20 protein-coding genes are annotated in these 23056 nt (G+C 63.2%); 13 read left to right on the forward strand and 7 right to left on the reverse strand.

Annotation, left to right across the window (positions count from 1 at the left end):
• From infB to CQ14_RS33925, 6 genes are all read left to right on the forward strand, one after another.
• Positions 1–2033 (forward strand): translation initiation factor IF-2 (gene infB / locus CQ14_RS33900; protein WP_057862116.1); only part of this gene is annotated, 2033 nt, incomplete at its 5' end.
• Positions 2034–2186: 153 nt separating this feature from the next.
• Entirely contained in the window at positions 2187–2600 is a 414-nt protein-coding gene (gene rbfA / locus CQ14_RS33905) for a 30S ribosome-binding factor RbfA (protein WP_057862117.1), read from the forward strand.
• A complete protein-coding gene (truB, locus tag CQ14_RS33910; RefSeq protein ID WP_057862118.1) occupies positions 2600–3733 on the forward strand; it encodes a tRNA pseudouridine(55) synthase TruB in 1134 nt (377 codons plus the stop codon). Before rbfA ends, truB begins: the two co-directional genes overlap by 1 nt.
• A gap of 2 nt (positions 3734–3735) precedes the next feature.
• Positions 3736–4005, forward strand: a complete 270-nt coding sequence (gene rpsO, locus CQ14_RS33915; RefSeq protein ID WP_028347859.1) for a 30S ribosomal protein S15 — start codon at positions 3736–3738, stop codon at positions 4003–4005.
• Positions 4006–4326: 321 nt separating this feature from the next.
• On the forward strand, positions 4327–6483 hold the full coding sequence (gene pnp, locus CQ14_RS33920) for a polyribonucleotide nucleotidyltransferase (protein WP_057862119.1): 2157 nt from the start codon (positions 4327–4329) through the stop codon (positions 6481–6483).
• A 227-nt stretch (positions 6484–6710) separates the two neighbouring features.
• Entirely contained in the window at positions 6711–7460 is a 750-nt protein-coding gene (locus tag CQ14_RS33925; RefSeq protein WP_057862120.1) for a superoxide dismutase, read from the forward strand.
• 83 nt (positions 7461–7543) lie between these two features.
• Here CQ14_RS33925 and katG read toward each other — a convergent pair whose 3' ends face one another.
• Positions 7544–9697: a catalase/peroxidase HPI gene (katG, locus tag CQ14_RS33930; RefSeq protein ID WP_057862121.1), complete on the reverse strand. Its 2154-nt coding sequence runs from the start codon at positions 9695–9697 to the stop codon at positions 7544–7546.
• Positions 9698–9801: 104 nt separating this feature from the next.
• Here katG and CQ14_RS33935 point away from each other — a divergent pair, with 104 nt between their 5' ends.
• The gene (locus tag CQ14_RS33935) at positions 9802–10776 is read left to right on the forward strand and encodes a LysR substrate-binding domain-containing protein (protein WP_057862122.1); all 975 of its coding nucleotides are present in this window, start codon (positions 9802–9804) and stop codon (positions 10774–10776) included.
• Here the strand turns inward: CQ14_RS33935 and CQ14_RS33940 are convergent.
• A complete protein-coding gene (locus CQ14_RS33940) occupies positions 10760–12757 on the reverse strand; it encodes an autotransporter family protein (RefSeq protein ID WP_245320741.1) in 1998 nt (665 codons plus the stop codon). The genes CQ14_RS33935 and CQ14_RS33940 overlap by 17 nt on opposite strands.
• Before the next feature lie 172 nt (positions 12758–12929).
• On the opposite strand from CQ14_RS33940, the gene CQ14_RS33945 reads away from it, so the two are divergent.
• The 3 genes from CQ14_RS33945 to CQ14_RS33955 all read left to right on the forward strand — a co-directional run bounded on the left by CQ14_RS33945 (position 12930) and on the right by CQ14_RS33955 (position 14925).
• Positions 12930–13385 (forward strand): GNAT family N-acetyltransferase, encoded by a 456-nt coding sequence (locus CQ14_RS33945; protein ID WP_057862124.1) that lies wholly within the window; start codon positions 12930–12932, stop codon positions 13383–13385.
• An 80-nt stretch (positions 13386–13465) separates the two neighbouring features.
• Entirely contained in the window at positions 13466–14296 is an 831-nt protein-coding gene (locus CQ14_RS33950) for a hypothetical protein (protein ID WP_057862125.1), read from the forward strand.
• Between the two features lie 32 nt (positions 14297–14328).
• Positions 14329–14925 carry a glutathione S-transferase family protein gene (locus CQ14_RS33955; RefSeq protein ID WP_057862126.1) on the forward strand — a complete coding sequence of 199 codons (597 nt, stop codon included), beginning with the start codon at positions 14329–14331 and terminating at the stop codon, positions 14923–14925.
• 68 nt (positions 14926–14993) lie between these two features.
• On the opposite strand, the gene fabV is transcribed toward CQ14_RS33955, so the two are convergent.
• The 3 genes from fabV to fabA all read right to left on the reverse strand — a co-directional run bounded on the left by fabV (position 14994) and on the right by fabA (position 18055).
• Positions 14994–16163, reverse strand: coding sequence for an enoyl-ACP reductase FabV (fabV, locus tag CQ14_RS33960; protein WP_057862127.1), 1170 nt, complete (start codon positions 16161–16163; stop codon positions 14994–14996).
• A gap of 84 nt (positions 16164–16247) precedes the next feature.
• Positions 16248–17471 (reverse strand): beta-ketoacyl-ACP synthase I, encoded by a 1224-nt coding sequence (gene fabB, locus CQ14_RS33965; protein WP_057862128.1) that lies wholly within the window; start codon positions 17469–17471, stop codon positions 16248–16250.
• Positions 17472–17533: 62 nt separating this feature from the next.
• Complete coding sequence (fabA, locus tag CQ14_RS33970; RefSeq protein ID WP_057862129.1) at positions 17534–18055, reverse strand: 3-hydroxyacyl-[acyl-carrier-protein] dehydratase FabA; 522 nt, start codon at positions 18053–18055, stop codon at positions 17534–17536.
• A 336-nt stretch (positions 18056–18391) separates the two neighbouring features.
• Here fabA and irrA point away from each other — a divergent pair, with 336 nt between their 5' ends.
• On the forward strand, positions 18392–18883 hold the full coding sequence (gene irrA, locus CQ14_RS33975) for an iron response transcriptional regulator IrrA (RefSeq protein WP_057862337.1): 492 nt from the start codon (positions 18392–18394) through the stop codon (positions 18881–18883).
• 136 nt (positions 18884–19019) lie between these two features.
• Here the strand turns inward: irrA and CQ14_RS33980 are convergent, their stop codons facing one another.
• The gene (locus CQ14_RS33980) at positions 19020–19547 is read right to left on the reverse strand and encodes an SH3 domain-containing protein (RefSeq protein WP_057862130.1); all 528 of its coding nucleotides are present in this window, start codon (positions 19545–19547) and stop codon (positions 19020–19022) included.
• Between the two features lie 344 nt (positions 19548–19891).
• Here CQ14_RS33980 and CQ14_RS33985 point away from each other — a divergent pair, with 344 nt between their 5' ends.
• On the forward strand, positions 19892–20893 hold the full coding sequence (locus CQ14_RS33985; RefSeq protein WP_057862131.1) for a 2-hydroxyacid dehydrogenase: 1002 nt from the start codon (positions 19892–19894) through the stop codon (positions 20891–20893).
• Positions 20894–20998: 105 nt separating this feature from the next.
• On the opposite strand, the gene CQ14_RS33990 is transcribed toward CQ14_RS33985, so the two are convergent.
• A complete protein-coding gene (locus CQ14_RS33990) occupies positions 20999–21913 on the reverse strand; it encodes a LysR family transcriptional regulator (RefSeq protein ID WP_057862132.1) in 915 nt (304 codons plus the stop codon).
• A 121-nt stretch (positions 21914–22034) separates the two neighbouring features.
• On the opposite strand from CQ14_RS33990, the gene CQ14_RS33995 reads away from it, so the two are divergent.
• Entirely contained in the window at positions 22035–23042 is a 1008-nt protein-coding gene (locus CQ14_RS33995) for an aldo/keto reductase (protein WP_057862133.1), read from the forward strand.
• The last annotated feature ends 14 nt before the right edge of the window (positions 23043–23056 follow it).

Raw genomic sequence — 23056 nt, forward strand, 5'->3', positions numbered from 1 at the left:
CCGCGACGCCGGCTGCGCGCACGCCCGTCGCCGCCGATGGCTCCGACGAGGACGAAGGTCCGCGTCAGGTTCGGCGCGGCCCCGGCGGCGCCATGCGCCCCGTGGCGGCTCCCAAGACCACCCACAAGCCCGGGCCGCAGAAGGAGCGCGGCCGCCTGACGGTGGTCACCGCGCTCAATGACGATGTGCGCGAGCGCTCGATCGCCTCGTTCCGCCGCCGTACCCAGCGCCTGAAGGGCCACGCCTCCAACGAGCCGAAGGAAAAGCTGATCCGCGAGGTCACGATTCCGGAAGCCATCACCATCCAGGAACTCGCCAACCGTATGTCGGAGCGCGCGGTCGACGTCATCCGCCTGCTGATGAAGCAGGGCGCGATGCACAAGATCACCGACGTGATCGATGCCGACACCGCGCAACTGATCGCCGAGGAATTGGGCCATACCGTCAAGCGCGTCGCCGCGTCCGACGTGGAAGAGGGCCTGTTCGACATCGTTGACGACACCACCGATACCGAGCCGCGCTCGCCGGTCGTCACCGTGATGGGCCATGTCGACCACGGCAAGACCTCGCTGCTCGACGCGCTGCGCCATGCCAACGTGGTGTCGGGCGAAGCCGGCGGCATCACCCAGCATATCGGCGCCTATCAGGTGACCTCGCCGGAAAGCGGCAAGAAGATCACCTTCATCGACACCCCCGGCCACGCCGCGTTCACCGCGATGCGCGCCCGCGGCGCCAAGGTCACCGATATCGTGATCCTGGTGGTGGCGGCCGATGACGGCGTCATGCCGCAGACGGTGGAAGCGATCAACCACGCCAAGGCGGCGAAGGTACCGATGATCGTGGCGATCAACAAGATCGACAAGCCCGACGCCAAGCCGGAGCGCGTGCGCACCGAACTGCTGCAGCACGAGGTTCAGGTCGAATCGTTCGGCGGTGAAGTCGTCGACGTCGAGGTCTCCGCCAAGAACAAGACCAATCTCGACAAGCTGCTCGAGATGATCGCGCTGCAGGCCGAGCTGCTCGATCTCAAGACCAATTCGGAACGGCCCGCCGAGGGCACCGTGATCGAAGCCAAGCTCGATCGCGGCCGTGGCCCGGTCGCCACCGTACTGGTCCAGCGCGGCACGCTGCGGGTCGGCGACATCATCGTGGCCGGCGCCGAGATGGGCCGCGTCCGCGCGCTGATCTCGGATCAGGGCGAGAACATTGACGAGGCCGGACCTTCGGTGCCGGTCGAGGTGCTCGGCTTCAACGGCCCGCCGGAAGCCGGCGACCGCCTTGCTGTCGTCGAGAACGAGGCCCGTGCCCGCCAGGTCACGAGCTACCGCGCCCATCAGAAGCGCGAGAACGCCGCCGCGTCGATTTCCGGCATGCGCGGCTCGCTCGAGCAGATGATGTCGCAGCTCAAGACTGCGGGCCGCAAGGAATTCCCGCTGATCGTGAAGGCCGACGTGCAGGGCTCGCTCGAAGCGATTTTGGGATCGCTGGAAAAGCTCGGCACCGAGGAAGTCGCCGCGCGCATCCTGCATGCGGGCGTCGGCGGCATCTCCGAATCCGACGTCACGCTGGCGGAAGGCTTCAATGCCGCGATCATCGGCTTCTCGGTGCGCGCCAACAAGGAAGCTGCCGCGGCCGCCAAGCGCAACGGCATCGAGATCCGCTACTACAACATCATCTACGATCTCGTGGACGACATCAAAAAGGCGATGTCCGGCCTGCTCGCGCCGACGCTGCGCGAAACCATGCTGGGCAATGCCCAGATCCTGGAAGTGTTCAACATTTCCAAGGTCGGCAAGGTCGCCGGTTGCCGCGTCACCGACGGCACCGTGGAGCGCGGCGCCAATGTTCGCCTGATCCGCGACAACGTCGTGGTGCACGAGGGCAAGCTTTCGACGCTGAAGCGCTTCAAGGATGAAGTGAAGGAAGTGCAATCCGGCCAGGAATGCGGCATGGCGTTCGAGAATTACGGCGACATGCGTGTCGGCGACGTCATCGAGTGTTATCGCGTGGAGACGATCCAGCGCTCTCTGTAAGTCCAAACCTTACGAAGAGCTTCGGATTTTATAGACTGAGAATGTGGCGTCATGGCCGGACTTGTTCCGGCCATCCACGTCCTGATCCTGATTTAACAAGCAAGACGTGATGCCCCGCGAGACGCGCGGGCTTGACGGCTATGAGAGACTCTAATGCCCCGTCACCACAACAAGGGTTCCGCTCCCGGCGGCTCGCAACGACAATTGCGCGTCGGCGAAACCGTGCGCCATGCCCTCGCCGATATTCTGTCGCAGGGTAACGTTCACGACCCCGACCTCGAAGGCCACATCATCACAGTTCCCGAGGTGAGGATGTCGCCTGACCTGAAGCTCGCGACGATTTACGTGATGCCGCTCGGCGGCCGCAACACCGACATCGTGCTCGCGGCGCTCGATCGCAACAAGAAATTCCTGCGCGGCGAGATCGCTCACCGCGTTAACTTAAAATTTTCCCCCGAACTCCGCTTTCGCGTCGACGAACGATTCGACGAAGCGGAACGGATCGAGAAATTACTGAGAACACCTGCGGTGCAAAGAGACCTCGCACCCGATTCGGACGACAAGTGATGACGATGCCCACCGCCAACCGCGTGATCGCGCAGCAAACCGCCGATTCGCACGCCGCTGAAAAAAATATTTTTTCAGGTGAGTCGCGCGACGACGACGAACGCCGCGTCAACGAAGGTGAGCGCCGCGCCAACAACGATCCGCGCCAGAAGCAGCCGCGCCAGAACAATCAGCCGCGGCGCGACAAGCGCGACGTTCATGGCTGGGTCGTTCTCGACAAGCCGATCGGCATGACCTCGACGCATGCGGTTGCGGTGCTCAAGCGCCTGTTCCAGGCCAAGCGCGCCGGCCATGCCGGCACGCTCGATCCGCTGGCCTCCGGCGGCTTGCCGATCGCGCTCGGTGAAGCCACCAAGACCGTTCCCTTCGTGATGGATGGCCGCAAACGCTACCGCTTCACGGTCGCCTGGGGTGAGGAGCGCGACACCGACGATACCGAGGGCCGCGTGGTCAAGACCTCCGACCTCAGGCCCTCGGCGGAGGCGGTGCGGGCCCTGCTGCCGCAGTTCACCGGCCTGATCGAGCAGATCCCGCCGCAATATTCGGCGATCAAGGTCCAGGGCGAGCGGGCCTATGATCTGGCGCGGGACGGCGAAACCGTCGAATTGAAGCCCCGGCCGGTCGAGATTCACGAATTAACCCTTGTGGAACATGGAGATAACGGCCAGTCCGTGTTCGAGGCCGAGTGCGGCAAAGGTACTTATGTAAGGGCGCTGGCCCGCGATATCGGCCGGATTCTGGGCTGTTTCGGCCATATCTGCGCGTTGCGGCGGACTTTGGTCGGCCCATTCCGCGAGACGGACATGATTCCGCTGGAAGAGTTGGAGGCTTTATGCAATAGAGCCGCGTCTGGCGAGGGAAGCCTCGCCGACGCGCTTTTGCCCGTTGAGACCGCGCTGGACGACATCCCGGCACTGGCCGTCACACGGGCTGATGCGGCAAGGCTCCACAGGGGCCAGGCCGTTTTGTTGCGCGGACGGGATGCGCCCAATAGTAGCGGCACAGTCTATGTCACGGTGGCAGGCCGGCTTCTGGCCCTCGCCGAAATTGGCAATGGCGAACTCATCCCCAAGCGCGTGTTCAACCTGACCGGGCTGACTGCCAGCCCCGGTCGCAGCAATGAAAGAGTTTGACGATGTCGATTACCGCCGAACGCAAAGCGGAAGTCATCAAGACGAATGCCACCAAAGCCGGCGACACCGGCTCGCCCGAGGTCCAGGTTGCGATCCTTTCGGAACGCATCAACAATCTCACGGGCCACTTCAAGACCCACGTGAAGGACAATCATTCACGCCGCGGCCTGCTGAAGCTCGTGTCGACGCGCCGCTCCCTTCTCGATTACATCAAGAAGAAGGACGAGGCGCGTTACAAGGCATTGCTCGAAAAGCATAACATTCGTCGTTGATTTGAGAGTACGCGCGCGCAGATTGCGCGCGTTTTCGCATGATTTCCCGAAGAAAACGGACTCCGATTGTTGGAGACGATCATGCGCAAGGAGCATCATCCGACAAGGATCGTGCTCGACAAACGCCCAGCAGCAATCCGGCCGCTGGGCAGGGCAAGGTGCCCGTGACTGCCGAGAGGATGGACGCCATCCGAAATATAAAGACCATGGCAGGATCGCCAGATGCTGATCTCGCAAAAGCGACCAGCATCTCGCCGTCTTGCGCATGGTCTTTGTGTTTTTGGGCTCCGCGCTCTCGTGAACCCATGAAAGAAGACCACTATGTTCAATAAGCATTCCGTCGAGATCGACTGGGGTGGACGTCCCCTCAAGCTGGAAACCGGCAAGATCGCCCGTCAGGCCGACGGCGCCGTGATCGCCACCTATGGCGAGACCGTCGTGCTCGCCACCGTCGTCGCTGCGAAAGCGCCGCGTGAAGGCGTCGACTTCCTGCCGCTGACCGTCGACTACCAGGAAAAGACCTATGCCGCGGGCCGCATTCCCGGCGGCTATTTCAAGCGCGAGGGCCGTCCGACCGAAAAGGAGACGCTGGTCTCCCGCCTGATCGACCGCCCGATCCGTCCGCTGTTTGCCGATGGCTGGCGCAATGAAACCCAGGTCATCGTCACCGTGCTCTCGCACGACATGGAAAACGATCCCGACGTGCTGTCGATGGTCGCCGCTTCCGCCGCGCTGACCCTTTCGGGCGCCCCGTTCAAGGGACCGATCGGTGCGGCACGCGTCGCCTTCAGCAACGACGAATACATCCTCAACCCGACGCTCGACGAGATGACCGACACGCAGCTCGAGCTCGTCGTCGCCGGCACGACCGACGCGGTGCTGATGGTCGAGTCCGAAGCCAAGGAGCTTTCGGAAGAGATCATGCTCGGCGCCGTCATGTTCGGCCATCGCCACTTCCAGCCGGTGATCAAGGCGATCATCGAACTGGCCGAGAAGGCCGCCAAGGATCCGCGCGAAGTCACCACCATCGACAACAGCGCGATCGAAAAGGAAATGCTTGGCCTGATCGAGCAGGAGCTGCGCGCAGCCTACGCGATCCCGATCAAGCAGGACCGCTACGCAGCAGTCGGCGCCGCCAAGGAAAAGGTGATCGCGCACTACTTCCCGGAAGGGCAGGAGCCGAAATACGACAAGCTGCGCATCGCCGGCGTGTTCAAGGAGCTCGAAGCCAAGATCGTGCGCTGGAACATCCTCGACACCGGCAAGCGGATCGACGGCCGCGACGTCAAGACCGTGCGCAACATCGTCGCCGAAGTCGGCGTCTTGCCCCGCGCTCACGGCTCGGCGCTGTTCACCCGCGGTGAGACCCAGGCGATGGTCGTGACCACGCTCGGCACCGGCGAGGACGAGCAGTATATCGACGCGCTGTCGGGAACGTACAAAGAGACGTTCCTGCTGCACTACAACTTCCCGCCCTACTCGGTCGGTGAAACCGGACGCCTCGGCGGCACCAAGCGCCGCGAGGTCGGCCACGGCAAGCTCGCCTGGCGCGCCATCCACCCCGTGCTGCCGCCGCACCACGAATTCCCCTACACGGTGCGCGTGGTCTCCGAAATCACCGAATCCAACGGCTCGTCGTCGATGGCCTCGGTGTGCGGCGCCTCGCTGGCGCTGATGGATGCAGGCGTTCCCCTGAAGCGGCCGACCGCGGGTATCGCGATGGGCCTCATTCTCGAAGGTTCGCGCTTTGCGGTCCTGTCCGACATCCTCGGCGACGAGGATCATCTCGGCGACATGGACTTCAAGGTGGCCGGCACCGACCAGGGCATCACCTCGCTGCAGATGGACATCAAGATCGAGGGCATCACCGAGGAGATCATGAAGGTCGCCCTCGGTCAGGCCAGGGAAGGTCGTATCCACATCCTCGGCGAGATGGCCAAGGCGCTCACCAACGCCCGCGCCGAGCTCGGCGAATACGCGCCGCGTATCGAGACCTTCAAGATCGCGACCGACAAGATCCGTGAAGTGATCGGCACCGGCGGCAAGGTGATCCGCGAGATCGTCGAGAAGACCGGCGCCAAGGTCAACATCGAGGACGACGGCACCGTCAAGGTCGCCTCCAACGACGGCGAGGCGATGAAGGCTGCGATCAAGTGGATCAAGTCGATCGCCTCCGACCCGGAGATCGGCCAGATCTACGACGGCACCGTGGTCAAGGTGATGGAGTTCGGCGCGTTCGTAAACTTCTTCGGCGCCAAGGACGGTCTCGTCCACATCAGCCAGCTTGCCTCGGCGCGCGTGCAGAAGACCTCCGACGTCGTCAAGGAAGGCGACAAGGTCAAGGTCAAGCTGCTCGGCTTCGACGACCGCGGCAAGACGCGGCTGTCGATGAAGGTGGTCGACCAGACCACCGGCGAGGACCTCGAGGCCAAGCAGAAGGCGGAAGCCCAGGCGCCGCGCGAAGCGGCCGGCGAGTAAGGCATCGCAAAAACGTGAACAAAAGGGTGGCCAAACGGCCACCCTTTTTTGTTGCCCGCCCGAGTTACATTGCCGGGACCGCAGCACCTGTGCGATTACGTCGCAGGCTCACGAGGGTAGAAAACCAAACCCGATCCCGCACACCGCCCGTATCTTGCCGCGCGCAGCGGCCTTCGGCGTTCGACCACAGATATTTAGCCAGTTCACCTACAGGTAAGGAGAAGTCTATGTCATCCATGTCCCGGCGCCATTTGATGTTTGCGGCAACCGGTATCGCGGCCATTGCTGCAGCCCCGCGTCTTGTCTTCGCGCAGGCCGCGGCGCCCGCCCCGGCAGCAGCCGCCCCGACCGGCCCCTTCACGCTGCCGCCGCTGGCCTATCCGACCAATGCCTTCGAGCCCCACATCGACGCCAAGACGATGGAAATCCATCACGACCGCCATCACGCGGCCTATGTCACCAACATGAACAACGTCGCCAAGACCAATCCGCAATTGGGCACGGCGAAGATCGAGGACGTGCTCGGCAATCTGAATGCGCTGGACGACAGCATCAAGTTCACCGTCCGCAACAATCTCGGCGGCCACGCCAACCACACCATGTTCTGGGAGATCATGGGCCCGAACGGCGGCAAGCCGGAAGGCGAGGTGCTGGCGGCAATCGATCGCGATCTCGGCGGCCTGGAAAAATTCCAGAACGATTTTAACGCCGCCGGCGGACGCCAGTTCGGCTCCGGCTGGGTGTTCGTGACCGTGAGCAAGGACGGCAAGCTCGCGATCGAAACCCGTCCGAACCAGGACAACCCGATGATGGACGGCAAGCGCGCGCTGATGGGCAACGACGTCTGGGAGCACGCCTATTACCTGAACTACCAAAACCGCCGCGCCGATTATCTCAAGGCGTGGTGGAATACGGTGAACTGGGCCAAGATCGCGGAGCGTTATGCCGCAGCGAAGGCCGGCACGCTCGGCGTGTGATCCGCGACCGATCTGAGCAACCTATGTGAAAAGGGCGGCCTTTCGGCCGCCCTTTTTGGTTTTGCAGATCGCTTCCTTGAGGATCAGGCGACCTCGAACCGATCGAGGTTCATCACCTTGGTCCACGCCGCCACGAAATCCTTGGCGAATTTCTCCTTGGCGTCCGCGGACGCGTAGACTTCCGCGAAGGCGCGGAGCTGCGCGTGCGAGCCGAAGATCAGGTCGACGCGGGTGCCGGTCCACTTGACCGCATTGGTCTTGCGGTCGCGGCCTTCATACGCGCCGTCGGAGCCGGCGGGCTGCCACTGCGTGCCCATGTCGAGCAGGTTGACGAAGAAGTCGTTCGTCAGCGTGCCCGGCTTGCTCGTGAGGACGCCGTGCTTCGACCCGCCGAAATTCGCGCCGAGAACCCGCAGGCCGCCGACGAGAGTCGTCAGTTCGGGACCCGTCAACTGCAGCAATTGCGCCCGGTCCACCAGCGCCCCCTCAGGCGACATGAACTGATGCTTCTTGCTGTTGACGTAGTTGCGGAAGCCATCCGCACGCGGCTCGAGCGGCGCAAAGGACTCGACGTCGGTCTGGTCCTGCGACGCATCCGCGCGACCCGGCGTGAAGGGCACCTTCACATCCAGCCCGGCGTCCTTGGCGGCCTTTTCAACTGCCGCGCTGCCGCCGAGAACGATCAGGTCGGCCAGCGAAACCTTCTTGCCGAACTCCTTCTGGATCGCTTCGAGCTTGGAGAGCACCGTCTTGAGCTCGGCCGGCTGGTTGACCTCCCAGTCCTTCTGCGGGCTGAGGCGGATGCGCGCGCCGTTGGCGCCGCCGCGCTTGTCGGAGCCGCGGAACGTCGAGGCTGACGCCCATGCGGCCGAGACGAGCTGTGACACCGACAGGCCGGAGCCGAGAATCTTCGTCTTCAGCGCAGCGATGTCCTGCTCGCCGATGACGGGATGATCCACCGCCGGGATCGGGTCCTGCCAGATCAGCGCTTCCTTTGGCACCAGCGGGCCGAGGTAGCGCGCGATCGGGCCCATGTCGCGGTGCGTGAGCTTGAACCAGGCCCGTGCGAACGCGTCGGCAAACTGCTCCGGATGCTCGTAGAAGCGCCGCGAGATCTTCTCATAGGCCGGGTCGAAACGCAGCGACAGGTCGGTAGTCAGCATGGTCGGCACATGCTTCTTCGACTTGTCGTAGGCGTCCGGGATCGAGGCTTCGCCGCCTTTCGCCTTCCACTGCTGCGCGCCGGCCGGGCTCTTCGTCAGCTCCCATTCGTTTTCGAACAGGTTCTTGAAGAACAGGTTGCTCCACTTCGTCGGCGTCTGCGTCCAGGTGACTTCCGGGCCGCCGGTGATCGCGTCAGCGCCGATGCCGGTGCCGTACTTGCTCTTCCAGCCAAGACCCTGGTCTTCGAGCGCACCGCTTTCCGGGTCCGCTCCCACCAGCGACGGATCGCCGGCGCCGTGGGTCTTGCCGAAGGAGTGGCCGCCGGCGATCAGGGCGACGGTCTCTTCGTCATTCATCGCCATGCGGAAGAAGGTTTCGCGGATGTCCTTGGCCGCCGCGAGCGGATCCGGCTTGCCGTTCGGCCCTTCCGGATTGACGTAGATCAGGCCCATCTGCACGGCGCCGAGCGGCTCCGCGAGCTGGCGTTCGCCGCTGTAGCGTTCGTCGCCGAGCCAGGTGCCTTCAGGCCCCCAGAACAGCTCCTCGGGCTCCCAGACGTCGGCGCGGCCGCCGGCGAAGCCGAAGGTCTTGAAGCCCATCGATTCCAGCGCGACGTTGCCGGCGAGAATCATCAGGTCGGCCCAGGAGATCTTCCGGCCATACTTCTGCTTGATCGGCCACAACAGCCGGCGCGCCTTGTCGAGGTTGGCATTGTCAGGCCAGCTATTCAGCGGCGCAAACCGCTGCTGACCGGCGCCGGCGCCGCCGCGGCCGTCGGTGATGCGGTAGGTGCCCGCGCTGTGCCAGGCCATGCGGATCATCAGGCCGCCATAGTGACCGAAGTCGGCCGGCCACCATTCCTGCGAGTCCGTCATCAACGCAGTGAGGTCCTTGATCACGGCGTTGAGGTCGAGCGTCTTGAATTCCTTGGCGTAGTCGAATGCTTCCCCCATCGGATCGGACAGCGTCGAATTCCGATGCAGGACCGATACGTCCAGCGCATCCGGCCACCAGTCGCGGTTCGTGCGCACGCGATTGCCGCCCGAGAACGGGCATTTGGTTTTGTCGTCCATGATTGTCTCCTGATGGTCCTTCCAGTCTGGAATTGGAAGCAATCTAAGCGCCGGCCTCCATCAGGTGAAGTTGATTTTAATGATCGAACTGATAAGATATTCTGATGATGCAGATGACGCTCAGACAGCTTCGCTATTTCGATGCGCTGGCACGTCACGGCCATTTCGGGCGCGCGGCCGAGGCGTGTTCGATCTCGCAACCGGCGCTGTCGATGCAGATCAAGGAAATGGAGGAAGTTTTGGGCGGCGTGCTGCTGGAGCGTAGCGCCCGGCAAGTCACGTTGACGAAGTTCGGGGAGGAGATCGTCCAGCGCGTCCGCGATATCCTGCGTTCGGTCGATGAACTCGGTGACTTCGCGCGCGCCTCGCGCGACCGGCTGGCGGGACGCTTGCGCATCGGCATGATCCCGACGATCGCGCCCTATCTCCTGCCCAAGGTGATCGAAAACCTGGCGCGCATGCACCCCGAGCTCGACATTCACGTCCGCGAGACGCTGACGCCGAAACTGATCAAGGAAGTCGTGGAGGGACGGCTCGACACGGCGATCGTCGCCTTGCCGGTATCCGAACCTTCGCTGACCGAGGTCATCTGTTTTTCAGAAAATTTCCTGCTGGTGCGGCCGGGCGAGGACGAGGGAACGCCGGTGCCGAGCCACGAGACGCTGCGCGAGATGCGGCTCTTGCTGCTGGAAGAGGGACACTGCTTCCGCGACCAGGCGCTGTCGTTCTGCAACATGCAATCCTCGCCGCCGCGGGAAGTGCTGGATGCAAGCTCGCTGTCGACGCTCGTGCAAATGGTCGGCGCCGGCATCGGCGTCACCCTGATCCCGGAAATGGCGGTGGGCGTGGAAACCCGCTCGGCGTCGGTCTCCGTCGCCCGCTTCAGGAATCCGCAGCCGTCGCGAACCATCGGCATGGTCTGGCGCAAGACGAGCCCGCTGGCCGGACAGCTTCAGCAGATATCGGAAGTGGTTTGCCTTGCCGCCGACGCGCTCCGCGAACAGCGCGAGGCGAAATCGCCTTCACGGAAGGTGCACACCAGCGCGGCTGCGCCAGCCAGTTCTAGAGTTTTATCCTGAACGTGAACGATCCCGTCTGATTCAGAAAGCCGGAAGGGCTGGTCTGCACGCCGTAGCGCGCGCTGAGATCCAGATTCTCCATACGCTGCGAAGCCAGTCCGATCCCCGCCGAATAGAGCCAGGGCGACTGGATGAACGCCGTGGTGACGAAGCTGTCGCCGCCGGCCGCGAACGCCGCCGATATCTGCAGCCGGTTGTTGAGCAGATTGTAACCGGCCGCGCCGTCGGCGGTGAGCCAAAGGCGGTCGGCGATCCGGTACGAGCCTTTCGCGCCCGCACTCAGCATCAGTTCGCGATAGAGCTGCGAACTGACGTTGAGGTTCAGTCCGCCCGCGCCGCTTTCGCTGTAGCCATCAGCGCGTACCTGCGCGTAATCAAGCCGCAGCGACGGCAGAAGCGAAAATCCCTCGTGGACCGGAATGAGCTGTTTGAGCGCAAGTCCGGCATGACCGGTGGTGCTGAGATAATCGGCGGCGGCCGTGCTGCCCACGAACGAGAGCGAGCGCTTGACGCGGTTCTGATTGATGCCGCCATCGAGCAGGAAATCGATTTCAGTGCCGGGCTTCAGCGCATAGGCGCCATAGAGCCCAAACTGATAGCTATCCAGTCCAAGCCGGTTGGGCACGGTCGGATCGCTGCCCGCGATGTTCTGATGCCCATACGAAAACAATCCGCCGAGCACCGCTTGCGACGACATCGGCGTATCGACGCCGGCAACGAAGCCGCCGCCGTTCGCACGGTATCCGGGCGCGCCGCCATTGCGGCCCTGGCTGGTGCTGCCGCCGAGCGGCTTGAGCCAGACATTTCGTTCTGCCACCGTTCCGCCGGTGCGCAGGCTGTAGGCGTCATCAAGCCGGCCGTAGACGCTTTGCGCAAGCGCGCGTTGCGAGGCATAGGTCGCCTGCGACGCCGCCCCGGCGAGCACGGGCAAGGTCTGGCTGATGGCATTCGAAAGCGCCGGCGCATCGAGATTGTCGAGGATCGAAAATGTCGGCGCCATCGCGCCGGTCAACCCGAGCGGCGTTGACGCCATCCGGTCGAGCACAACAGCGGCACCGAGGCCTGCGCGATTGTTCTGCCCCGCCAACACCTCGGCATAGGGCTGCACGAGGGAAATGCTGGCCCATCCTCCGGTCGGATTGCCGGAGAGATCGTAGGTGCTGACGAGCATTTGCGCGCCTGACGCATTGCCGGACGCGGCGCCGTAAAGGCTGGTGAGCGTGCCATTAGACAACGTGTTGAAGAGCACCCGCCCCTCGGGTGTGATGGAGCTGAGCAGGGTGAAATTGCCGGCGTTACGTCCAGTGGGCGCAGCACCACTGCCCCAGAAGTATCCGTTCTGATAGTCGCTCACCACGAAGCGGCCCGGCGTTGTGGTACCGAACATCAAAGGGCTCGTGATGCGCCAGCGCGTGCCCGAGGTCCACGCCCATTCCGGCACCGAATTGGCCATCACGGGTTGCGGCGTCGGCGGCACGAAGGTCAGGGGATCGTACGGGACCATGTAGGCCCAATGCGTGATCAAGAGGTTGTCGCCCGTGATCATCTGCATTTCCATCTGCGTCACGCCATTGACGAGACGCATCTGGCCGAGGCCGACGGTGACGGCGCCGCCGCCGACCGGCGTAAACACCATGGTGATTTGCCCCGCCGTCGTGACAAAACCCTGGATCGTCGAATTCTCGGGGTGCGACGCCGTTCCGAGCGCGAGCGTCGCGCTGCTGATCCCGGTGAATGCGCCGTTGGTGGCGGTCCCCAGCGACCACAGCGTCTGATCGCCGATCGGAATCGGATGGGAAAAGCCAGTTCTTGGCGCGGCATAAGCGAGGAGTTGCGGAACCGGCACGTACCAATGCGAATTGGAGAGCGCCGTATCCCAGATCGCGGATTGCGCGCAGGCTGGCCCGCCGATACCCGCCACGATGAGGCCGGTCGCGCTTGTCAACAGATGCGAGCGAGTCCAGCGTGTCAGCAACGCCACTTTCCTTCCGTGAAAGCCGTAGAAGCGGCCTCGCTGACACCTCGCGCAGAGGCATTGCGGACATGGCCGTTACGACCGAAATGCACTGTGCGCGGCGGCACTGTCCTCCCATGTTCATGGGGCACGGCCGCCTCGAATCCGACTGTCGCAACAGAAGCCTGGATGCATTGCCGTGCCTGAGCCCATGATCCGCCCTGCCCGCTCCGACGAATATGACGAAGTCGCGCGCGTCTGGATGGAAAGCTGGGTATCGACCGGGCTTGAGGGCGCCAGCGATTCCTTGCTGGCGAAGTTGCGCGCCCGGGTTCGGATGGAAATCGAGAAAGGCTGGAGCCTCTACGTCGCCGACGACAACGGAAAATTGGCAGCGATGCTCGCGCTGCATCTGCCCGATTGCTATCTCGATCAATTATTCGTCGCGCCCGAATATCAGGCCGACGGTCTCGGGCGCCAACTGCTTGCCTTCACGCGGCAGCATTTGCCGGATGAAATCTGGCTGCGCTGCGTGCGCGAGAATGAAAAGGCCTGGCGCTGGTACGAGCGCGAGGGCTTTGCGTTCGAGAAGGAAGAGGTCGAGCCGACGAACGGCCGTGTCATGAAATATTATCGATGGAGGAAATCGGCGTGAAAGCCAGCGCTTTGCTTGCAGTCGGCGCGCGCACGCTATAGTTTTCGCACTTGGTGCAATCAACTTTTGTTCTTTCTGACATGTTGCGTAACTCCGCTGCCGCCGTCATCCTCATCTCATGCTTCACGGCAACTGCATGGGCCCAAGCTCCTTCAACGACGGGTCCGGCGGCTTCGCCACCCTCCAAACCCGCGACAAAGAAAGCGGCGCCCAAGGCCAAGGCGGCCGCGAAGCAACCGGTTGCGGAAACCGGACCTTGCCGACTTGGCGTCATCTCCGCCCTTGGAGATCGCTTCTCCGTTCATAAATTCGGCCTCACGATATTCGAGAATGAAGAAAGCGAAGCTCCGATTGACGGCTGGGGGCTGGACGATCTGCCGCTTGCACGGGTGCGCGCGGCGACCGGCGCCGATCCGTCCGTGCGACGGATTGCTTATCCAAAGGGAGCGTTCGAACCCCACTACAATCCGAAATCGAGATTCCTGCCGGATCCAAGCGAGGGTTTGCCAGCAATCGTCCGGAACATCACTTCCAACGCAAACTGCGAGCGCTATCTGGTCATAACGAAATACAACGCGGTGGTGTCGGGCACCAAAATGGAGATCAAAGGCATCGGCGCGTACAGTCAGGGCATCGGATCTTTCGCCAGACATTACCATCTGTTCGCCAATGTTGCGATCAACATGTACGACGGCACGAGTTACGAGAGAATCAGCCGTACACTTGCCGCTCTTGGCGCTACGTTTGCCGGGGGTCTCGGACTGACGGAAGATCCACTCACCAAGCTCGACGAACAGCTCTTTCCCAATCCTCCCGAGTCTGCATCCAGCAGTGCGGCTCTCAAGGAGAGAACGCGCGCACTTGTTTCGGCACGACTTGACCGCATGATTCCCGTCTACCTCCAGCCGTGAAGCAACGGCACGATCTGAATGGGAGACACGCAATGATAAAACTCTACTGGTCGCCCCGCTCGCGCTCATTCTCCGCCATCTGGCTGCTCGAAGAGACCGGGCTGCCCTACGAGCGGGTGCTCACCGACATCACCACGGGCGCCCAGAAGACGCCGGAATATCTCGCGATCAATCCGATGGGCAAGGTGCCGGGGCTGAAGGACGGCGACGCCGCGCTCGGCGAAGCGGCGGCGATCTGCGCCTACATCGCCGACCGCTATCCGGAAACCAACCTCGCGCCGGCCGCAACGGACCCGCTGCGCGCACGGTATCTGCAATGGCTGTTCTTTTCGCCTGCCTGCATCGAGCCGACGCTGATCCAGCTCTTCACGAAGCTGGAGGTGCCGGCGAGCACGGCGTCATGGGGAAGCGCCGCACAGACCCTCGACGTGCTCGATAGCGCGCTGCAGAAGGGGCCGTGGATTCTCGGCGAGAAGTTTTCAGCCGCCGACATCATGCTGGGCTCGGGCCTGAACTTCGCCGTGCGCCTGTTCAAGATGGTGCCGCCGCGGCCGTCGTTCGACGCCTATATCGAGCGCTGCGTGGCTCGCGCGGCGTTCCAGCGCGCGGAGAAGATCGCGGCGGGGTGAGTTCGTGTAGCCCGGACACAAAATCGCGAAAACAACCCCATGCAAAGTAGAACGGTTGCCCGAATGGCTCACGCGACGACGCGGGGATCCACATCCTGCGCGTAGTCGACGCCGTCGATGCCAAACCCGAACAGGCGAAGGAATTCTCGCCTGTATTCCGCAAGGTCGGCCAACTCACCGAGCGATTCCGTCGTGAGCAGAGGCCATCGACGCGACACTTCCGCCTGAACTTCTGATGAAAGCTCCCAGTCGTCGACCCTGAGGCGCTGCGCCTCGTCAAGTTCGGCACCTGGGCCAAGGCGGGTCCGGAACAGGCGATCGATCTGTTCGATGCAGCCTTCGTGGAGCCCGAGCTGCTTCATCACCTTGAACAGCACTGTCCCATAGAGCGGCACCACCGGAATGGCCGAGCTCGCCTGGGTGACGACAGCCTTCAGCGCCACCACGCGGGCCGCGTCCTGGCCGAGCCGGCCCCGGATCGCTTCCGCCTTGCGGTCGAGATCAACCTTGGCGCGACCCAGCGTGCCGTTCCAGTAGATCGGCCAAGTCAGCTCGCTGCCGATATAGGTGTAGTTGAGCGTCCGGAAGCCCGGCGCCAGCACACCGGCGTCCGCAAGCTGGTCGATCCAGCGCTTCCAGTCATCACCGCCCATCACCGCGACCGTGGCGGTGGCTTCATCCTCGCTCGCCGGCGCAATGGTCGTCTCGTAGACCTCGCCGGTTTCGGTATTGAGGGTCTTGATCTCGACGGGAGCGCCCAGCGGCTTGATCGCCGAGCGCCAGGTCTTGCCGGTGACCGGATCTGTGCGGACCGGAGCGGCCATGCTGTAGACCAGCATGTCGAGTTGTCCGAACTTTTCGCGCACACGCTCGATGAAGGTCTTCTTCAGCTCGTCGGAGAAGGCATCGCCCTCGAGCGTGAGGGGCGATCGTCCGATCCTCTCGGCCTCGATCTCGAAGGCGCGATTGTTGTACCAGCCGGCGCTGCCTGTTCGGGTTGCCGTGGGCTCACGTTCCAGCGACACGCCAATGGTCTCCGCCCCGCCCGCGAAGGTCGCAACGATGCGGCTCGCGAGACCATAGCCCGTTGAGCATCCCAGCACGGCGACGCGCTTGGGGAATTCCGGAACAGCCCCCTGGCGGAGGACATAGGCGATCTGCTCGCGGACATTTTTGGCGCAGCCGACAGGATGTGCCGTCGTGCAGATGAAGCCTCGCACGCGCGGTTCGATGATCATGCTTACCCCGTTCCGGATTGTAGCAGCGTCCCCGTCCGCCGCCTGCCGACCTCTTGGTGCAAGCGAGGTGGGGTAAAAACGAACTTACGCATCCATCCGCTTGAACACCAGCGTGGCATTGGTGCCGCCGAAGCCGAAGGAGTTCGACAGCACGGTGCCGAGCTTGGCGTTGTCGATGCGCTTGCGCACGATCGGCATGTCGGCAAAGACCGGATCGAGCTCGGTGATGTGGGCACTTTCGCAGACGAAGCCGTTGTTCATCATCAGAAGCGAATAGATCGCTTCCTGCACGCCAGTGGCGCCGAGCGAATGGCCGGTCAGCGCCTTGGTCGCCGAGATCGGCGGGCACTTGTCGCCGGTGCCGAACACTTTTCGGATCGCCTCGATTTCCGGTGGATCGCCGGCCGGCGTCGAGGTCGCGTGCGGATTGATGTAATCGACCGGGGTCTTCACCGTCGACAATGCCATGCGCATGCAGCGCTCGGCGCCTTCGCCCGACGGCGCGACCATGTCGTAACCATCCGATGTCGCGCCGTAGCCGACCACCTCGGCATAGATGCGCGCGCCGCGCGCCTTGGCGTGCTCGAGTTCTTCCAGCACGACGACGCCGGCGCCACCGGCGATGACGAAGCCGTCGCGGCTGATGTCATAGGGGCGCGAAGCGGTGGCGGGCGTATCGTTGTATTTCGAGGACATCGCGCCCATCGCGTCGAACAGCACCGACAGTGACCAGTCGAGCTCCTCGCAGCCGCCGGCGAAGATCACGTCCTGCTTGCCGATCTGGATCGTCTCATACGCGTTGCCGATGCAATGGTTCGAGGTCGCGCATGCCGAGGAGATCGAATAGTTGACGCCCTTGATCTTGAACCACGTAGCGAGCGTCGCAGACGCGGTCGACGACATCGCCTTCGGCACCGCAAACGGCCCGACACGCTTCGGACCCTTGGTGCGGGTGATGTCGGCGGATTCAACGATGGTGCGCGCGGACGGACCACCGGAGCCCATGATGATGCCGGTGCGGACGTCGGACACTTCCGCCGGCGTCAGGCCGGAATCCTGGATCGCCTGCTCCATCGCGATGTGATTCCAGGCCGCGCCCTCGCCGAGGAAGCGCATCGCGCGCCGGTCGATGACGTCAGCCGGATTGATGGTCGGCGCGCCCTGCACCTGCGAACGAAAGCCCATCTCGGCGTATTTCTCTGCCCGCTTGATGCCGGACTTCGCGTCGTGAAGGCTCGCAAGCACTTCCTGGGTGTTGTTTCCGATGGACGAGACAATGCCCATCCCCGTAATGACAACCCGCTTCATGATCGCCTCGCCTTACCGTTTCGTTCGTCTGTGAAAATATGTTGGTTGCGCAATCGCGCCGCTCAGCCCGGCGCGGTGCCCTGCTTGAACAGCCCGACTTTCAGATCCTTGGCGCGATAGATAATCTCGCCATCCATGGAAAGCCAGCCGTCGCCGACGCCAAGCACCAGCTTTGAACGCATCACGCGCTTCATGTCGATGTTGTACACAACCTTGCGGGCGTTCGGCAGCACCTGACCGGAGAACTTCAGTTCTCCGAGCCCCAGCGCCCGGCCGCGTCCCTCGCCGCCGATCCAGCCGAGGTAGAATCCGACCATCTGCCACATTGCGTCCAGGCCGAGACAACCCGGCATGACAGGATCATTCTTGAAATGGCAGCCGAAAAACCAGAGGTCCGGCTTTACATCGAGTTCAGCGCGGATCAGGCCCTTGCCGAATTCACCGCCCTTGTCGGCAATCTCGGTGATGCGATCGAACATCAGCATCGGCGGCAGCGGCAATTGGGCATTGCCCGGGCCGAACATCTCGCCGCGGCCACAGGCCAGCAAGTCCTCGTATTCGTAACCGCTGCGGCGATCCAGCATGGTATTCAGCCTTTACTTAGATGTCCCGATGGAGCGCTTTTTGAGCGAACCGGACCCGTTATCCCTGCGGAAACGCATGTTCCCGCAATTTGGCGCTACTTAGGGTGCTATCGGCATTAGCCTCTGCCGAAATCGCATATGTGGTCCGCGCGCTCTGTAACATAGGCATTAGGGGCCGGGAAAGCGCTGGAACGGGCTAAAACGCCGCGTCGGGCGCGGTTGTTCCGGCCCAACCTTGGGCCAGTTCTAGTTGCGAAAAACTTGCATCTACCTGATTTCCTTTTATATTGGGCAAGAATATTGCCCAGTTTAGCGCGTGTGGTACCCGAAGTGGAAATGAACGACCAAGCCTCGCCCCCGAATGACGACGGTATCGATCCGGCAGCCCGTGCCGCCGGACATCAGCCGGCGTTGACCGGTTGTCCCTGGCACGACGTCAACGAAATGTTGCAGGCCGCGGGCCTCAGGCCCACCCGCCAGCGCATGGCTTTGGGCTGGCTGCTGTTCGGCAAGGGCGCACGCCATTTGACTGCGGAAATGCTGTACGAGGAAGCGACGCTGGCCAAGGTGCCGGTCTCACTCGCCACCGTCTACAACACGCTCAACCAGCTCACCGATGCCGGCCTGCTGCGCCAGGTCTCGGTCGACGGCACCAAGACCTATTTCGACACCAACGTCACCGCGCACCATCACTTCTATCTCGAAAACAACCACGAGCTGGTCGACATTCCCGACCCGCATCTGGTGCTGTCGAAGATGCCCGACGTGCCGGAAGGCTACGAGATCGCCCGCGTCGACATGGTCGTGCGGCTGCGCAAGAAGCGCTGATTTTCGTGTAAACTTGCAGGGTGGGCAAAGGCGCACTTGCGCCGTGCCCACCGTCTATCCGAAATCACGAAAAGAAATGATGGGCACGCTTCGCTTTGCCCACCCTACGGTTCTGCGCGAGACGCGCGTACGCGCCTCAATCCACCTTCTCATCGGCGTAGACGCCCCACAGGCGCTGCTGCTCGATCCAGCCGTCGAAGCCGTTGCCGATCACGCGGCACCAGCCGTTGGTGCATTTCTTGACCTGGGCGACGACGCCGGCCTGCAGCCGGGCCGCGATCGCGCTGGTCCGATCGGGACGATCATAGAGCGATGCCAGCTCGTCCTTGGTCTTCATGGTCACCACTGCAGTGCGGCGGCCGGACAAGAGCGAGTGATAGACCCAGCCCTCGGATCCCTCCGAATCGCGCACGCGGCGCCAGTTCTCGAATTCGGCAGTGATTTCGACCGGCAGGCCCGAGCGGGTATAGACCCAGGCGACGTCATTGTCCTTGGTCGGACCGGCCCGCACATTCACATGATCGGATTTGAGGCTGACATAGCGCGGCACCGGCAGGCCGCTCGTGGTGGCGGCCGAATCCTTGGCCGAAAATCCTGTGCTGACGGAAGCGACAAGCCAGCACCCCACCAGCACCGCCACCGAACAGAAACGCCTCAACGCCATCAACCCGTCTCCTGCCGAGCCAACCGCAACTCGAATCCTTCGAGTTGAAACCGCCCGCTACGCCCGAAAACCCCAGACCCCTGTGCCCCGCTTTGACCGCACCCGGCTTGCGACACCCGAGGGGTTCTTGTCTTGGCCCGGCCTTCTGATAGAGAGGACGGAACGCCTAAAACCAGAACGCCTGGGATTTTCCGCCGAAAATCCGAGGAAGTATTGGGGAACCCAAGGGACTTGCCTCAGCAAACAGCCGGATACCGGGACCGCGTGGCCATCGCAGTGTCGAACAACCGGGTTAATGAGGCCTGAACGGCGCGCTGCAGCGCACCCCCTCATGAGAGCAGGACATGTCGGTTAAGAAAAAACCTCTCGTCGTCGTCACCCGCAAACTGCCGGACTCGATCGAGACCAGGATGCGCGAGCTGTTCGACGCGACGTTGAATCTCGACGACACGCCGATGACGCCGCAGCAGATTGCCGAAGCCAGCCGTTCGGCCGACGTGCTGGTACCGACCGTCACCGACACGATCAACGAGGAGATGCTCAAGCACCCCGATTGCAAGCTGCGCATGATCGCCAATTTCGGCAACGGCGTCGACAATATCGACGTCACGGCGGCCCATGCGCGCGGCATCACGGTGACCAACACGCCGAAAGTGCTGACCGAAGACACCGCCGACATGACCATGGCGCTGATTCTCGCCGTGCCACGCCGGCTGATCGAAGGCGCAACCATCCTCCCCGACGGCAAGAGCTGGCCGGGCTGGTCGCCGACCTGGATGCTCGGCCATCGCATCGGCGGCAAGCGGCTCGGCATCCTCGGCATGGGCCGCATCGGACAGGCCGTCGCCCGCCGCGCGCGCGCCTTCGGCCTGCAGATCCACTATCACAACCGCCGTCCCGTGGCGCCGCGCATCGCCGAGGAGCTGGGCGCGACCTACTGGGAAAGCCTCGACCAGATGCTGGCGCGGATGGACATCATCTCGGTGAACTGTCCGCATACGCCGGCGACCTATCACCTGTTGTCGGCGCGGCGGCTCAAGCTGATCCGCAAAGAAGCCTATATCGTCAATACCGCGCGCGGCGGGGTGATCGACGAGGACATGCTGATCAAGCTGCTGGAAGCCGGCGACATCGGCGGCGCCGCTCTCGACGTCTACGAGCACGAGCCCGCGGTCAATCCGAAGCTGGTGCGGCTCGCCAAGGCCGGCAAGGTGACGCTGCTGCCGCATATGGGCTCGGCCACGATCGAAGGCCGCGTCGAGATGGGCGAGAAGGTGATCATCAACATCAGAACCTTCCTCGACAACCACAAGCCGCCGGATCGCGTGCTGCCCAGCATGCTGTGAGCGGGAAGTCCGTAGCCCGGATGGAGCGAAGCGCAATCCGGGAAAACTGAGTCCGCGAGTCGCACCGTCCCCGGATTTCGCTTCGCTTCATCCGGGCTACGGATACTACCTGCTCTTCCGACTTTCTCGCTTGCGCCATTCCGCAACGAAGGCGACGAATGCGGCAAGCGCCGGCGGCGGCTGACGCCGGCTCGGATAATACAAAAACGGTCCCGGAAACGGCGCGCACCAATCGTCGAGCACGCTGACCAGCGCGCCCGACTTGATGCCGTAGCGCACGTAACCTTCGAACGTCATCCAGAAGCCGACGCCGTCATGGACGGCGCGCAACGCGAGGCCAAGATAGGTCGCGATCAGCTTGGCCGGCGGTGAGACCTTAACCACACGGCCCGCTTTCTCAAATTCCCAATCCAGCATTGCACCGCTGCCGAAGCGGGTGCGGATGCAGGCGTGATCGAGCAGATCCTTCGGCGCGTCCGGCCCGCCATGCCGCGCCACATATTCCTTCGACGCCACGACCGCGTAACGCTGCGGCGCACCGAGCGAGACGGCGATCATGTCCTGCGCCAGATGTTCGCCATAGCGCACGCCGGCGTCAAAGCCGGCGGCGACGATATCGACAAATGAACTCTCGCCGACGATCTCCAGGTCGATTTTCGGATGCTTCTGCAGAAACGGCGCCACCATCGGCGCCAGCACCAGGTCGATCGCCGGCGGCGGTGCGTTGATGCGCAGGCGCCCCGAGGGCACACCACGCAAGCCGCGCACCTGATCAATCGCCTCGCCGACATCCGATATCGCAGGTACAACGCGGGCCAGCAGCAGCTCGCCGGCTTCGGTCAGCGCAACGCTGCGCGTGGTGCGGTTCATCAGGCGCACGCCGAGCCGCTCCTCCATGTCGCGCAGGCGCTGGCTGAGGCTCGAGACGGAAACGCCCTGCTCGGTCGCGGCGCGGCGGAAATTCCGCGCGCGCGCGATGGCGACGAAAGCACTGAGGTCGCGGAGGTCGAAATCTTTCATTGTTCGATATACTGAACAAGCTATTACGAATTGTCCAGCTTATCGCCTGCAGCCGCGAGGGTTCATATCAGCTTCGTCACGACGGCGCGGAACAGCCGCCGGCAATTCGAGGAGAACCATCATGGAACAGCGCAAACTCGGCTCTACCGGCCCTAACGTCTCCGCCATCGGTCTCGGCTGCATGGGCATGTCGGACTTTTACGGCCCCGCCGACCGCAACGAGAGCATCGCCACCATCCACGCCGCGCTCGATGCCGGCATCACCCTGCTCGACACCGGCGATTTCTACGGCATGGGCCACAATGAAATGCTGATCCGCGAAGCGCTCACGTCGCGCAGCCACGACAACCTGCAGATCAGCGTCAAGTTCGGCGCGCTGCGCGATCCGCAACGGGGCTTTCTCGGATATGACAGCCGACCGGCGGCCGTGAAAAACTTCGTCGCCTACTCGCTGCAGCGGCTCGGCGTTGACACCATCGATATCTACCGGCCGGCGCGGCTCGATCCCGATGTACCGATCGAGGATACGATCGGCACGATGGCAGACATGATCAAGGCCGGCTGGATCAGGCATATCGGCCTTTCCGAAGTCGGCTCCGAGACCATCCGCCGCGCACATGCCGTGCATCCGATCGCCGATCTGCAGATCGAATATTCGCTGATCGCGCGCGGCATCGAGAGCGACATCCTGAAGACCTGCCGCGAACTCGGCATCGGCATCACCGCCTATGGCGTGCTGTCGCGCGGGTTGATCAGCGGTCACTGGTCGAAGGACCGCGCGGACGCCAAGGATTTTCGGCAGATGAGCCCCCGTTTTCAGGCCGGCAATATTGAGAGCAATTTGAAGCTGGTGGATTCACTTCGCGCCGTCGCGGGCGATCTCGGCGCGTCACCCGCCCAGGTCGCCATCGCCTGGGTCACCGCGCAAGGTAATGACATCGTACCGCTGGTCGGCGCCCGTCGCCGCGACCGCCTCTCCGAGGCGCTCGGCGCGCTCGATGTGAAACTGACGGAAAAGCATCTCACCGCACTCGCCAAGGCTTTTCCTCCGGACGTCGCCGCTGGCGGGCGCTATCCCGAGTCGCAGCTCGCGCATCTGGATAGCGAGAAGTCGGCCAAGGCATCCTGACCTCGGCGATGCCC

The sequence above is a fragment of the Bradyrhizobium lablabi genome (assembly GCF_001440475.1).
Classification (GTDB): Bacteria; Pseudomonadota; Alphaproteobacteria; order Rhizobiales; family Xanthobacteraceae; genus Bradyrhizobium; species Bradyrhizobium lablabi.